This is a genomic window from Mycobacterium montefiorense (assembly GCF_003112775.1).
GTDB classification, from domain to species: domain Bacteria; phylum Actinomycetota; class Actinomycetes; order Mycobacteriales; family Mycobacteriaceae; genus Mycobacterium; species Mycobacterium montefiorense.
This window is the reverse complement of sequence record NZ_BFCH01000026.1, coordinates 18,549-32,750: the sequence shown is the minus strand read 5'-3', so window position 1 is coordinate 32,750 and position 14,202 is coordinate 18,549. Positions and strand designations below refer to the sequence as shown.

12 protein-coding genes and 1 pseudogene are annotated in these 14,202 nt (G+C 64.6%); 6 read left to right on the top strand and 7 right to left on the bottom strand.

The window, feature by feature from the left end:
- The first annotated feature begins 63 nt into the window (after nt 1-63).
- Complete coding sequence (locus tag DB708_RS21705; RefSeq protein WP_108925552.1) at nt 64-1,389, top strand: oxygenase MpaB family protein; 1,326 nt, start codon at nt 64-66, stop codon at nt 1,387-1,389.
- Nucleotides 1,390-1,392: 3 nt separating this feature from the next.
- On the opposite strand, the gene DB708_RS21700 is transcribed toward DB708_RS21705, so the two are convergent.
- From DB708_RS21700 to cobF, 4 genes and pseudogenes are all read right to left on the bottom strand, one after another.
- A complete protein-coding gene (locus tag DB708_RS21700) occupies nt 1,393-2,142 on the bottom strand; it encodes an SDR family oxidoreductase (RefSeq protein ID WP_108925551.1) in 750 nt (249 codons plus the stop codon).
- A 41-nt stretch (nt 2,143-2,183) separates the two neighbouring features.
- Nucleotides 2,184-2,651: a zinc finger domain-containing protein gene (locus tag DB708_RS27805; RefSeq protein WP_235616892.1), complete on the bottom strand. Its 468-nt coding sequence runs from the start codon at nt 2,649-2,651 to the stop codon at nt 2,184-2,186.
- A gap of 150 nt (nt 2,652-2,801) precedes the next feature.
- Nucleotides 2,802-3,047 (bottom strand): annotated as a pseudogene (locus tag DB708_RS28025) (DNA-formamidopyrimidine glycosylase family protein); the annotation flags it as partial.
- 43 nt (nt 3,048-3,090) lie between these two features.
- Nucleotides 3,091-3,843 (bottom strand): precorrin-6A synthase (deacetylating), encoded by a 753-nt coding sequence (cobF, locus tag DB708_RS21690; RefSeq protein WP_108925549.1) that lies wholly within the window; start codon nt 3,841-3,843, stop codon nt 3,091-3,093.
- A gap of 124 nt (nt 3,844-3,967) precedes the next feature.
- On the opposite strand from cobF, the gene DB708_RS21685 reads away from it, so the two are divergent.
- The 4 genes from DB708_RS21685 (at nt 3,968) to DB708_RS21670 (ending at nt 8,090) form a co-directional block, all read left to right on the top strand.
- Nucleotides 3,968-4,885 (top strand): AurF N-oxygenase family protein, encoded by a 918-nt coding sequence (locus DB708_RS21685; RefSeq protein WP_201263578.1) that lies wholly within the window; start codon nt 3,968-3,970, stop codon nt 4,883-4,885.
- Entirely contained in the window at nt 4,882-6,093 is a 1,212-nt protein-coding gene (locus tag DB708_RS21680; RefSeq protein ID WP_235616888.1) for a DUF4873 domain-containing protein, read from the top strand. Before DB708_RS21685 ends, DB708_RS21680 begins: the two co-directional genes overlap by 4 nt.
- A gap of 259 nt (nt 6,094-6,352) precedes the next feature.
- Nucleotides 6,353-7,117, top strand: coding sequence for an STAS domain-containing protein (locus DB708_RS21675; protein ID WP_108925548.1), 765 nt, complete (start codon nt 6,353-6,355; stop codon nt 7,115-7,117).
- A 106-nt stretch (nt 7,118-7,223) separates the two neighbouring features.
- Nucleotides 7,224-8,090 carry an LLM class flavin-dependent oxidoreductase gene (locus DB708_RS21670; protein ID WP_108925638.1) on the top strand — a complete coding sequence of 289 codons (867 nt, stop codon included), beginning with the start codon at nt 7,224-7,226 and terminating at the stop codon, nt 8,088-8,090.
- Between the two features lie 3 nt (nt 8,091-8,093).
- On the opposite strand, the gene DB708_RS21665 is transcribed toward DB708_RS21670, so the two are convergent.
- Complete coding sequence (locus DB708_RS21665) at nt 8,094-8,864, bottom strand: enoyl-CoA hydratase/isomerase family protein (protein ID WP_108925547.1); 771 nt, start codon at nt 8,862-8,864, stop codon at nt 8,094-8,096.
- 75 nt (nt 8,865-8,939) lie between these two features.
- Here DB708_RS21665 and DB708_RS21660 point away from each other — a divergent pair, with 75 nt between their 5' ends.
- On the top strand, nt 8,940-9,854 hold the full coding sequence (locus DB708_RS21660) for a class I SAM-dependent methyltransferase (RefSeq protein ID WP_108925546.1): 915 nt from the start codon (nt 8,940-8,942) through the stop codon (nt 9,852-9,854).
- Between the two features lie 94 nt (nt 9,855-9,948).
- Here DB708_RS21660 and DB708_RS21655 read toward each other — a convergent pair whose 3' ends face one another.
- Both DB708_RS21655 and DB708_RS21650 read right to left on the bottom strand, forming a co-directional pair.
- Nucleotides 9,949-11,880: a fumarylacetoacetate hydrolase family protein gene (locus tag DB708_RS21655; protein WP_108925545.1), complete on the bottom strand. Its 1,932-nt coding sequence runs from the start codon at nt 11,878-11,880 to the stop codon at nt 9,949-9,951.
- On the bottom strand, nt 11,877-14,132 hold the full coding sequence (locus tag DB708_RS21650) for an ATP-dependent DNA ligase (protein WP_235616886.1): 2,256 nt from the start codon (nt 14,130-14,132) through the stop codon (nt 11,877-11,879). The genes DB708_RS21655 and DB708_RS21650 overlap by 4 nt, the downstream gene beginning before the upstream one ends.
- Nucleotides 14,133-14,202 lie beyond the last annotated feature (70 nt).

Below are 14,202 nucleotides of genomic sequence, written 5' to 3'. Positions count from 1 at the left end.
ACAGCATAACTAACAGCTTGTGAGTATTACTCACTAACTGTTAGTTAGTGGAGGTTGCCTGCCATGTCCAGGGTCACGTACTACCCCGAACTCGCGCAGCGAGTCCACAGTCAACGCGATTTGCAGCCCGACCTCTACGGCAACTTCGACTTCGACCAGCGGCCGGATCGACTGGCCACAGAGCCCGACGTCGACACCGCCCTGCCCCCGTGGATCGCGGACCGGGCACCGATCCTCGAAGACGACCGCATCGTCGAATTGATGAGCACAGCCACCCTGCTCGGCGATGTCGTCGCCGATCCCTATGCGGCGCTGATGACCACGCACAGCGTCACGCGCCTGATCGACATGCTCACGACGGCCTGTCGGCATGGATTCGAGGCGGTGCCCGACGCACCCCCCGAGCTGGTGTCGTTCATCGCCGCCATGGAGGCCACCCCGGAGTGGATCGACTTCGACCTGGTGCGCGAAGGTGCTCGCCAGGAACGCATCCCCGCCGCGTTACTGGCCCCGTTCATCACGCGCGGAGCCTTCGTCGCGACATTCACCAATACCTACGCCGCGCTGCCGATGGCCCTGACCGGCGCGCTCTCCGGCAAGCGGGCCGCCCGGCGCGTCAACGAAACGGCCAGTTTCTTCGCCGTCACCACCTTGCCCGGCGCGCTGGATCGCCACGGCCCGGGCTTTGAAGCCGCGGCCATGGTCCGGCTGATGCACTCGATGGTCCGCTACAACGCGCTGAAGAAATCCGACAAATGGGATGTCGCCATCTACGGCATGCCGGTGCCGCAGGTCGACCAGATGCCCGCCGGGATGATCGGCCAATACTTGTTGGCCCGCAAGGCAAGTCAGCAGGGCCGCACCAAATTCACCGCCGAAGAACGCTCCGTCGTCGAATTCGCCAGGTATCGCTGCTTTCTGCTCGGCCTGCCAGAAGAACTGCTGCCGTCGGAACCCGCCGACATCATCCATGTCATGCACGCGCGCTCGGCATTGCTGCGCCACGGATTCGACACCATCTGCCAAGAACTCGTCCGCGGCACGATGGCGGCCTATCTGCGCCCCGACACCACCTTGTTCGACCGCTGCGCCGACGCGGTCGAGAAGAGCTTCAGCAAGTTCACGTTCGTGCGCACCTTCTGCAATGGCGATCGCGAAATCGCCGAGGCGATGGGTGTCTCACTGGCGCCGACCGATCTCGTGCGCATCGCGCTGACCGCGCCATTCATCATCGGACGTTTCACCGCCGTTAGCCACGCCAGCCGCATCCCCGTGCTGCGGGATATCACCGACGCCTACGTGATCGGGCTGCTCAAGCTCCGGCTAGCAACGTACGGCAAGCCCGAATTTACCAGTGACGCAGAGCATTACACGCCCACAGAACACTGACCGCTAGGCGAAGGGCTTGGTTAGGGGCGGCGGCAGCACCCGCATCAGCTGCACCAGCGGTGCCCACGGCCACCGCGGCACCACGGCGCGGCCGGGTTCGCGCTCGATGGCGTCGACCAGCGCCTTGACCCCGGTTTCGTTGTCCACCAACAGCATTGTGCTGGCCGATTTGGCAGTCATCTCCGACTCGATATACCCGGGCTCAATCACCGAGACCCTGATCGGGCCCTTGGCGTACTCGGCGCGCAACGACTCGCCGAGCGACTTCAGCCCCGCCTTGCTTGCGCAGTAGGCGGCTTTGACGCCGGGGACTCCGGTGTTGCCGAGCACCGACGAGATCAGCACCAGGTGCCCCGAGCCGGTCTTGGTGAATATCTCCAGCGCCGATTCGATCTGCACCAGCGCGGCCACCAGGTTCGTCTCGATCGTCGCCTTGTTCGCCCACAACTTGCCGGAACCCAGCTTGGCGCCCTTGCCGATGCCAGCATTGACGATCACGCGGTCGATGCCGCCGATTTCGTCGCGGAGTTGGGCGAAGACCTTCGGCACCTGCTCGTGGTCATTGACGTCGAGGGCCGCGACCGCGATCTTGATCGCGGGATGCTGCTGCGCAAGCTCCGCTTTCAGCTCATCGAGCCGGTCGGTACGGCGGGCACACAGCGCCAGGTCGCGACCTTTCGCGGCAAAGGAACGCGCCATGCCGGCGCCGAGGCCGGAACTGGCGCCGGTGATAAGAATCTTCTGGCGAGTCACCCGGGCAGCATATCGACAGGTGTCAAGTCCCGGCCGATCGACTACTTGAGCAGCCGCGACATCCGCCGATCGGCCAGCGCCTTGCCGCCGGTCTGGCACGTCGGGCAGTACTGAAAAGACTTGTCCGCGAACGACACTTCCCGCACGGTGTCCCCGCACACCGGGCACGGCAGCCCGGTGCGCGCGTGCACTCGCAGTCCGGAGCGCTTCTCCCCTTTGAGCATCGCGGCGCCCTGGCCGACGGAGCGGTTCACCGCGTCGGTCAACACCGAAATCATGGCGTCGTGCAGGGTGGCGAGCTGTTCTGCCGTCAGCTTCCCGGCCGTCGCGAACGGCGAGATCTTGGCGACGTGCAGGATTTCGTCACTGTAGGCATTGCCGATCCCGGCAATCACCTTCTGGTCGGTGATGACGGTCTTGATTCGCCCGGTGTTGCCGGCCAGCAGGCCGGCCAGGTCGTCGGCGCTCAGATCCAGGGCGTCCGGGCCCAGCGCGGCGATACTCGGCACCTGCTCCGGATCGTCGACCAGCCAGACCGCCAGCCGCTTCTGCGTTCCGGCCTCGGTGAGGTCGAAGCCCGGTGCACTACCGGGAACACCCAGGTGCACCCGCAGCGCGATCGGCCCCTTGCCCGGCCGCAGCGGCGCCGGGGCAAGCTTGTCCGACCAGCGCAACCAGCCGGCGCGCGACAGGTGGGCGATCAGCAACAGATTTCCGGCCTGCAGCCCCAGGTACTTACCCCAGCGGGTAGCGCCGGTGACGGTCAGACCGCCCAGCGCGCTGATCGGCGGATCGAAGGTTTTCAGGACGGACAGCGCGCCGACATCGACGCGTCCGATGGTCGAACCCACGGCATGGCGCCGCAAGTGGTCGACCAGCGCTTCGATCTCGGGCAGTTCGGGCACATATTCAGTTTGCCGATCGCGACTGTCAAGTGTCCATCGAGGCTCACGGCGCCCGTAATAAATAGGTATCCATGATCCAGCCGTGCCGGGCGCGAGCCTGCGACCGCAGCGCCACGATGCGCGGCCCGACGTCGCCGACAGTGCCTGCCACCAGCAATTCGTCGTCGGTACCCAGGTAAGCACCCCACCAGATCCGGGTGTCGGCCGAACAGTTCGCAAAACTGCAGTCGGCGTCGAGCATCACCACCGCCGAGCCCGACAATCCGTGCGTGCGCAGCTGCCGGCCGGTGGTAATCAGCACGGGCTCACCGACGTCGTTGAGCGGTATGCGGTGCCGAGCCGTCAGCGCCTGGATGGCGGTGATGCCCGGAATGACGTCATACGTGAAGTCGACCTCGGTCGCGACCGCGTCGAGAATCCGCAGCGTGCTGTCGTACAGCGACGGGTCGCCCCAGGCCAGGAATGCACCGATACCGTCGGGTCCCAGTTCGGTGGCGATGGCCCGCGCCCAGATCCGGGTCCGCGCCGCGTGCCAGTCGGACACCGCTTCGCGGTAATCGCCTTGCTGGTCGCCTGGGTTCGCCCGCTTCGGATCGGTCAATTGCACGAATCGGTAGTCCGGCTCGCGGATGAACCGGGCACAGATCTCCCGTCGCAGCGCCACCAGATCGCTCTTGTCCTCGCCCTTGTCCATCGCGAAGAACACCTGGGTGTCGTTGAGGGCTTCGATCGCCGCAATGGTCACGTAATCGGGGTCCCCGGCGCCGATGCCGATCACGTGGATATGCCGACTCACCCGCTGCCTCCTGATGTTCGTTCCCCGTCAGATTGCCGAATCGCAACCTCGAACACCTAGTCGGGACCGCAAGTACCCAGTACCATGGGTACCGTCTGAAGCACCCAATGAAGGGACGCCAGCGATGACCCGCGCCGAGACGATGCAGTGGGGACACCCCCAGCCGAGTCGTGAAGAGTTTTCGGAGCGATTGCTCAAGGGCTCGGTCAAAAAGTCCTACGAACCGATCGTCGACATCGACTGGGATGCCCCGCTGGACCCGGACAAGTTCTATCTGCCGCCCCGGCTGGTGTCGCTGTACGGCACGCCGATATGGGACGAGATGACCCGTGAACAACAAATCGAGCTGTCCCGCCAGGAACTGGTCAACACGTTGTCCGCCGGAATCTGGTTCGAGAACATGCTCAACCAGTCGTTGTTGCGCACGATCCTGCACGAAGACCCCACCAGCCGCTCGACGCATTACAAGCTGACCGAGCTGGGCGACGAAACCCGGCACATGGTGATGTTCGGCAAAGCCATCGAGCGCATCGGCGCCAAGCCGATACAGCCGCGGCGGGTGCACCGCTACGTCATCAACGCACTTCCGCTGATCTTCCAGCGCGGCTCGATGCTGTGGATTGCCGCCCTGATCGGCGAAGAGATTTTCGATTCGCTGCAACGTCAGATGATGGACGACCCGGAATTGCAGCCAATCATCCAGCGACTCATGCGGATTCACGTCACCGAAGAGGCTCGCCATATCCAGTTCGCGCGCGACGGCGCCCGCAAGCGGGCCCAGACAATGCCGCGTCTCAACAAATTGTTCATGGCCAACTTCAACGGACTCGGCGGGTACTTCTTCCGTTTCCTGTTCAGCAATCCGATCCCCTACGCGCGGACCGGGCTGGATCCGAAACGGGCCCGGGCGACAGCACGCAGCAGCCCGCACCGCCGCGATACGCAGACGGCCGGCTTTGCCCCGCTCGCAGCGTTTTTGACCGAGATCGGCCTGCTGGGCCCGATCGCACGTCGCGGCTGGAAGCGCACCAACTTTCTGTGAGCCCGCCCCAGGTCATCGTCATCGGCGCGGCTGCCCGCAGCGCCGCAACCGAACTACTGGCGGCGGGCATCACCGACGTCGTCGTTCTCGATAGATCACCCGTGCTCAGCTCGCGGTTCGACGACGACACCAACAGCTGGGAAGTGCGCACCGCCGCCGGCGAGACGTTCGGATGCCGGTCGGTCATCGCGGCTCACCAAATGCTCGCCGCATGGACGCCGGAGCTGGCCGGGCACAACGACTTTCGCGGGACCGCGTTTCACGCGGCACAGTGGCACGCCGATTTCGATCCGGCCGGCAAACACATCGCGGTTATCGGCGCCGATTCCGCCGCCGGTTATTACCTCGGGCAGCTGATTTCGGTTGCAGCCTCGGTCACCGTGTTCGCGCACACACCGCGCCGCATCGTCGCCGAGATGCCGTTTCCGGCAACCCGGGTCAAACGCTGGCTAGGCCGCCATGCCCGAGCGGCGCTGGGCCGCCAGCAATCTCGGCCGGCGGTCGTGACATCAGCGATCAGCGCGATCACGCCGTCGGGCATCCGCACCAGCGATGGGGTCGACCACCGAGCCGACGCGATCATCTACGGCACCGGGTTCGCCATCCACGATCAGGCTCCCGAGTTGATCGGCGTGGGCGGATTATCCATCAAACAAGCCTGGGTCGATGGGACGGAGCCGTTCCTGGGCGTCGCGATTCACGGGTTCCCCAACTACTTCTTGACCACCGGGCCGGACGCCGACGCCCAAATTCACTATGTCGTCGAATGCCTCGGCCTGATGACACGCAGCGACAGCACCCGCATCGAGGTACTGCGGAGCAGCCAGCAGGTGTTCAACGAACGCGCCCATTTCCAACCTGCTCAACCATTTCGGGTGACATCGGCGTTCGACCTGTCATCGAACGCGCCCGCCGGCGATGAGATCTACGACGGCATGGCAACTCTGACCATCGCCGGCACGTCGCATCCGGTGCGGGTGCGACTAGCCGGGCGCCTCGACCCGATCGACGGCCGTTACCACTGGCAGGGAACACTTTCTAGCTCCCCAGCCCAGCCGCTGCCGGACGGGGTGATCAAGCGGATTCGAACGGCGACGCTGACCGTCGGCGAACACAGCGTCTCGGCCCGCATCGTCGAGCAGACGCCGTGGGGTTCGCATGCGGTCGCCGGCGTGGGCGCGCCGCCCTACGCGATGACGCAATCCTGATTTCTGTGATCTGGTGGCATCGATGCCATTCAACTAACGTGAGAAGTCTCTGCCGCCGGGGGGCGGTTCCTCTTATTTGGCTTGCCGAGTGGGAATTGGAGGAGCAGGACGTGGAATGCCACGACGAGACGCTCGAATCCGTTCCGACCGCGCTAGGATTCGTGTGCCCTAACCGCAATTAGGACACGCGCCCACAAACCGCTACCTCGTCGGGCGCGGTAAGCAGGGATAATGTCCTACACGGAAAGGAGTGCCTAGCGTGAATGCGGTAGCTGAATCGCCGGGCTCGCTGGCCGTTGCGACACGGACCGACGATTCGGTCGCGGTTCTGACCGTCGGCGGTGTACTTGACGCCAGCAACTCCGGGGCGCTGCGCGAGAGCATCTCCAACGCAACCCTGCAGAAGCCGACGGCAGTCATCGTCAATGTCAGCGAACTCAAGGTGCCCGCCGAGTCGGCATGGTCGGCTTTCATCAGCGCCCATTTGCAGCTCGGCACTCAGACCAAGGTTCCGATTGTGCTGGTCAGCACGCATCGCACTACCCGCGACGCGATCACCCGCAGTGAAGTCACGCGATTCATGCCCGTCTACTCGACCGAAAAAGGGGCCATGAAAGCACTCGGCAAGCTCACTCGTCAGACCCTCCATCGCGCCGATGCCGAGCTACCCGCGAACCTGACCAGCCTGCGCGAATCACGCCGGCTGGTCCGCGAGTGGCTAACTGAGTGGAAGCAACCCGGGCTAATCCCGGTCGCGCTCGTCGTCGTCAATGTGTTCGTGGAAAACGTGCTCGAACACACCGGAAGCGTCCCGAAGATGCGGATCGAGACCGACGGCGAAACGGCGACGATTGCGGTTTCCGACGAGAGCACCTCGCCCGCCGTGCGGCTGCCGTCGCCGGATAAGGGCATCGATGTGTCCGGTTTGGCGATCGTCGATGCGCTATCTCGTGCGTGGGACAGCACCCCGACCGCGTCGGGCAAGACGATCTGGGCCGTTATCGGCCCCGAAAACCAGCTGTAATCGGCCACCTCACCCCGCCGCGGGAGTTGGGCGAGGACCCGCCCGCAAGTCAAACTAGAACACGTTCTAGTGTCATGTGACGGCCCCCACAGGAAGGCGGATGGACGTGCGGTTCACCTACGCAGAGGCGATGACCGACCACAGGTACTACATCCCGCTGGCACAGGCTGCCGAGGCGGCCGGGTACCACGCGATGACGATCGCCGATAGCATCGCCTACCCCTTCGAATCCGACTCCAAATACCCGTACACACCGGACGGCAATCGCGAGTTCCTGGACGGCAAGGAGTTCATCGAAACCTTCGTGCTGACAGGGGCTTTGGGCGCGGTGACGACGAAGTTGCACTTCAACTTCTTCGTCCTCAAGCTGCCGATCCGCCCACCGGCGCTGGTGGCCAAGCAGATCGGATCGTTGGCCGCGTTGACCAACAATCGGGTGGGCTTCGGGGTCGGCACCAGCCCGTGGCCGGAGGACTACGAGCTGCTGGGTGTCCCATTCGCCAAGCGCGGCAAGCGCATGGACGAATGCATCGAGATCATCCAAGGCCTCACCAGCGGCGACTACTTCGAATTCCACGGCGAGTTCTACGACATCCCCAAGACGAAGATGACGCCGGCTCCGACCGAGCCGATCCCGATATTGATCGGCGGGCACGCCGACGCGGCACTGCGCCGCGCGGCCCGGCTGGACGGCTGGATGCACGGCGGCGGCGACCCAGAAGAACTCGACGGATTGATCGCCAAGCTCAAGCGGTACCGCGAGGAAGCGGGCAAGACCGGCCCGTTCCAGATTCACGTGATCTCGGTCGACGGCTTCACCCTTGACGGCGTCAAGCGACTCGAGGACAAGGGCGTCACCGACGTGATCGTCGGTTTCCGCATTCCCTACGTCATGGGCAACGACACCGAGGCGCTGGATGTCAAGATCCGCAACCTCGAGATGTTTGCCGAGAACGTGGTCGCTAAGGCCTAGCCGTCACAGCGGATCCCAGTTGGGGGCCCGCTTCTCCATGTGCGCCTTGGCTGCCTCCACCGGGTTGTTGGTGAAACCGCTGAGGATCTGAGTACGGTTCTCGATCTCAATGGCATGCCGCAAACTGGGGGCGTCCAGCGCCGCATTGAGACCAATCTTGGTCTGCCACACACCGTATGCGTTGTTCTCGGCGATCGAGCGGGCCAGCTTGAGTGTCGCCGGCATCAGGTCATCGGATGCGACCACCTCGTGCACCAGCTTGATGCGGTAGGCCTCGTCCGCCTCGATGATGCGACCGGTCAACATGAGCTCGCGGGCCACGCCGGCGCCGACGATCTTCGGCAGCAGGTAGCTGGTGCCCATGTCCATCGACGAGAAGCCGGCCTTGATGAAGACCGAGCCGAAGCGGGCCTGATCGGAAGCCACCCGGATATCGCTGACCAATGTGAACGCCAGTCCGCCTCCGACGGCGACGCCGTTGACCGCCGCGATCACCGGGATGTCCAGTTCGTAGATCCGGGTGTAGAGGTTGGCCAGCCGGACCTGAGCGTCGTAGTTGATTTTGAACGACGGGGTGTCCGGACCGGCCGGCTGTGTCCAGGCCTGGCCGGCGCCGGTGATGATCGCGACGCGGTGCTGGCCGTCGCTGAGTACGTCCAGGGCAGCGTCCACGCCGTCGATCAGCGACCCGTCGATCGCGTTCAGGCGCTCCGGCCGGTTCAGGGTGATACAGGCGATGTTCTCCTCAAGTGTTTCCAGTGTCACTGCAGGCATATCGAAACCGTATGCGAAGTGGTTATTAACCGACGAGGCATACCGTGATTTTGACTCGAGCCCGAAGGAGAAACCATGGCACGTTCCGACGATGACACCTGGGACCCGGCAAGCAGCGTGGGCGCCACCGCCACCCTGGTCGCCGCCGCGCGGGCCGCAGCGACCAGACGCCCGCAGCCGGTGATCGACGACCCGTTCGCCGAGCCGCTGGTGCGCGCGGTCGGCATCGATCTGTTCAACCGGGTGGCGGCCGGTGAACTCGACAACGACGGCGACGACAAGCTTGGCATCCCGCGGATGACTGACACGTTCGGTGCCCGCGCACGGTTTTTCGACGACTTCTTCGCTCAAGCCACGCATGCGGGCATTCGGCAGGTGGTGATCGTCGCGGCCGGGCTCGATAGTCGTGGCTACCGGCTTTCCTGGCCGGCCGGAACGACCGTGTACGAAATCGACCAGCCGGAGGTGATCGAGTTCAAAACCTCGACGCTGTCGAAGATCGGCGCAAAGCCCACCGCCGAGCACCGGCCTGTCAGCATCGACCTTCGCGAGGATTGGCCGGCCGCGCTGCGGGACGCCGGCTTCGATGCCGCCCAACCCACGGCGTGGCTCGCCGAGGGTGTGCTGATCGGCTTCCTGCCGCCGGAGGCCGAGGTTCGGCTGTTGGACAACGTTATTTCGTTGAGCGCCAAAGCTAGCCGCTTCGCCGCCGACTACGGATCGGTCACCGGATCCGTGGAGGATTCGCCGGTAGAGGCCCAAAAGATAACGGACGCCTTGGCACGGCAGGGATTGAATTTGGACTACGCCGAGTTGATCTTCTTCGGCGAACACACGGACATCGCCGCACACCTGCAGGAACGCGGATGGGACGTGCTCAGGTTCAACCTCGCCGAACTCTTCACCGCCGCGGGGCTGCCCGCACTGCGGGACGCGGCTCAGCGGGGCCCGGTTGAGGCCATCAGCTTCGTGACTGCCGTCCTGAAGTAGCCGCAAGTGCGTCCACGGCGCCGAGTGTGCGCTCAGGGCGGATTAATCGCCAAATTCCCGCCCTGGCAGCACACTCGTCGTCGGGCGCGCACACTCAGCCGTGTTTGGCCAACCACTCGGCCTGCATCACCAGCAACGCCATCGTCTCCAATTGCGGTGTGTCCGGGTCGAGTTCGCGATAGCGTTGATAGACGTTTACAACGACCCGCTCGGCGTCCAGCCAGGTGGCGTACTCACCCAGATCGATGGTGTCCGCGGCCTCGGTCCACGACAGCCCCTTGTCATAGGAAGCCTTGGTTTGCTCGGCAACATGCGCGAGATAGCCACGCACAGCGCGGATCCCGTCCGGATCGGTAACCGGGCCGTGCCCGGGCACCACCGTCGGGGCATCCAGCGCGATCATCGCATCGCAGGCAGCAACCCAGTTGGCGATCGGGCCCGCCCACACAATCGGGGTGCAGCCGATGAACAGCAGATCACCGCCGAACAGCACCCCGGCATCGGGTACGTGCACCACGGAGTCCGCCGCGGTGTGCGCGGGGCCCAGGTTCAGCAGCTCGATCCGCCGGCCGCCGACCTCGATGGACAGCTCGTGGTCGAACGTTAGGTCGGCGTTGCGCACCTGGATGCCGCTGAAGTCAAAGTGCCCGAACCGGTCTCGCGTGTAGGGCGTCGCGATCGGGCCGAGATTGGCGGTCTGCACCATGGCCAGCATCTCGGGCGCCATTCCGTGTTCGATCTCGTCAGCGGTGCCCTGCGCGGCGATGATGCGCACCGACGCGTCGAGCAGTTGATTGCCGTGGGTGTGGTCGCCGTTCGAGTGGGTGATCAACGCGTCGGTGATCGCCGCCCGCTCGGTGAACGGCCGCATCGCGGTGAGCATTTCGCGGGTCAGCGCGAGGTCGAACAGCGTGTCCACCAACAATGAGGCGCCGTCGCCACTGACCAGTCCGGCGTTACTCCAGCCATAGCCACCGTCCGGCAGCGTCCACGCCCAGACCCGGTCGCCGACCTCGTGCAGCCCACGGGTGTAAGGCACTCGTGCGGGCGCGCGGTTGACGCGGTCCGACGCGGGTGCGGCCTGAGGATTGAGCCTGGGTGCCAGCCGGTGCGGCGGGTTGCTCGCACGAACGGTTTGCCGGGTCTCCCCCAGGCCCTGCACCCGCAACGTGACGACGTCGCCGTCGCGCAGCCATCCGGGAAACGACTCCGGCCCCGCGAGGCTGAGGTGCTCTACCAGCGTGCAGGTGGGCACCGTGCCCGACCCGACGACGTCGCCGGGTGCGAGCTGCACACCACGCGAGATATAGGAGACGACTTCGCCGAAGCTCCAATCCATCTGGGCGGTGGAGCCCGACCCGATCTCCTTGTCGTTGACCAGTGCGCTCACCTGTAGGTCAAGTTTGCCGTCGCGGCGGTACGGCTCGAGTTCATCGGGTGTGACCAGGTAGGGACCGAGCGTGACTCCGCTGTCCTTTCCCTTGCCCTGCCCGATCGCCAACTGGGTTTCCAGCTGCTGCAGGTCTCGTGCCGACCAATCGTTGAAGATCGTGTAGCCGATGATGGCCTGTTCGGCCTGCTCAACCGTCAGGTTTTTACCGCATGTCCCGATGACAGCGGCGATCTCCAATTCGAAGTCCTGCCAAGCACTTCCAGGCGCCATCGGCGCATCGTCGTAAGGCCCCAGAACGGTTGCCGGACAAGCGAAATAGAAGGCCGGGATGCGATACCAGGTATCGCTGAGTACCCGCCCGGCGCCCACCGCGGCTTGGCAATTGCGCATGTGGTCCAAAAAGCACAGGGAATCCCGGATCGACGGCGGTCGCGGGATGGGCGCCAGCAGCGTCACGTCGCCCAGACGCACCGGCTCGCAACGGCTTGCCTGCTCGCCGGCTTCGCGCAGCCCGTCGGCGCCGCGCCCGAGCAGATCGAGCAGCGTCACACCCGGTGGCATCGGGTAGATCACGTCGCCAGAGAGCACCCCGGTCCGCTCGCCGTCAGCACCTCGAAATGTCACCCATTTCATTCGCGCACCACCTCACTTGGCGACTTGTCAGGCCGCAACCCACGCCAACTCGGTTGGCGCAAACGATCATCCGGAGTCTGCTCGCTGTAGCGCACCTCGCCGACCAGAACCGGCTTGACGAATGTGACGCCCTTAGCGTCGCGCGGCGGCAGCCTGGCCTCGAACGGAGATTCGTCGGTGTGCAGCCCAGCCAGCGTCTTTTTCAGGTTGGCCAGGTCGCGTTCGGTGAAGCCGGTTCCGACCCTGCCGACGAAGTGTAGGCCGCCCTCGCCGGGAATGCCGACCATCAACGAGCCGATGCCGCTGCTGCGGCCGCCTTCGCCGGCTTTCCAGCCACCGATCACGACTTCCTGGGTGTTCCAATGCTTGTCTTTGACCCAGGACCCCGAGCGCCTGCCGGGCTGATAGGTGGAGTCGCGCTTCTTGGCAACCACACCCTCCCAGCCGTGCTGACGCGAATGCTCGAGTGCGTCGGCGCCGTCCCCCGGTAGCAACTCGGGAACGGTGAGACTGCTTGCGCTGCCAAGGGTTTCCAGCAATCGACGGCGATCGGGATATTTTGCCCGCAGCAGCGAGCGGCCGTCCAGGTAGACCAGGTCGAACGCCCAGAACTCGATGCGCGTGGCGCGATTGCGGTTCTGCATTTCGTTGAAACTGGGCACCCCGGATTTGTCCAACGCTACGATCTCGCCGTCGAGCAGCACATGGTGGTCAGCGAGATCTTCTGCCAGCGAACGCAATTGCGGATACTCTTTGGTGACGTCCCGGCCGCTTCTGGACCGCACCCGCGCGCTGCCCCGGTCCGCCTCGATCAGCAGCCGGTAGCCGTCCCACTTCCCCTCGAACGCCCACTGGCCGGCTTTTAGGTTTGCCACCGAACCATGCGTGGCAAGCATCGGAGCGATCTCGTCGAACTCGAACACCTTCTGGTCTTTCATTCGGCGGGCCAGCCATTGGTCACCGTTGGTTTGAATCAGCGCGTAGCGACCGGAAATTCGGCTGCCATGCAGATTCACGATGACCTCGTCATCGCGAAATTTCTCGGCGTCGTAGGTTCCGGAATCCCAGATGACCACCTTGCCGGCCCCGTATTCCCCTTTGGGAATGCTGCCCTCGAACGTGCCGTATTCGAGCGGATGATCTTCGGTGTGCACCGCGAGGTGGTTCACCGACGTCGTCTCGGGCAGGTTTTTCGGCACTGCCCATGACACCAGCACGCCGTCTTTTTCCAGCCGGAAGTCGTAGTGCAGCCGGCGGGCATGGTGCTCCTGGATGACGAACGTATTCCCCTGACCTGCAGCGAGTTTAGCATGGGGTACCGGTTCGGGCGTCTTCGCCGCGTCGCGCATGCTGCGGTATTTGGTCAACCGATCCGCGACGGGTGCATCGGTGTCCAGCGGTGCCAGCAGGTCGCCGTCCCGGGCGACCCGGGCCAGCACCTCGTCGTAGCGCAGCTGCGCCAGTGCCGGGTCGTCGAGTTCCTCCCAGCTGCGCGGCGCCGCGACGGTGGGGTGTTCCCGGCCGCGCAGCGAGTAGGGCGCGATCGTGGTCTTCGATCCGCTGTTCTGGCTCCAGTCCAGGAATACCTTGCCCGCGCGCACACTCTTGGTCATTGTCGCGGTAACCAACTTGGGCATTGCTTTTTCTAGTTGCTGGGCAACACGTTTCGCCAACACCGTGGCACCGGTGCTGCTTACCGGCTCGTCCAGTGGCGCATAGAGATGCAGGCCCTTGCTGCCGCTGGTGAGCGGGAAGGTGGTCAGCCCGATATCGGCGATCAGGTCGCGCACCGCGCGAGCCACCTCAGCCAGTCGAGCCATCGTGACGCCCTCACCCGGGTCCAGGTCGAACACCAATCGTGTTGCCGGGCCGGGCTTGCGTTCTTCGGCCTTGCCGCGGGTCCACTGCGCGACGAACCGCCACTGCGGTACGTGTACCTCCAGCGCCGCCTGCTGCGCGATCCAGGCCAGTGCATCGACGCTGTCGATGATCGGGTACGTGGTGGTTCCGGAGCGGTGCGTCACGCTGGCGCGAGGCAGCCAGTCGGGGGCTGAGGACGCCAGCTGCTTTTCGAAAAACGAAGACTGCTCAACGCCATTCGGCCAGCGCTTACGGGTGGCCGGACGCCCGGCGATGTGCGGGACCATGACCTCGGCGATATCGAGGTAATAGTCGAAGATGTCGGCCTTCGTGGTGCCGGTCACAGGGTAGAGCACCTTTTCGGGGTTGGTCAGTTTGACCCGCGGTGCCATGAGAGTCAACCTACGCGTTTCTGCGGTGTCAACTGCTCTGACCACCGACAATCGTCGTCGGGGTGGATTT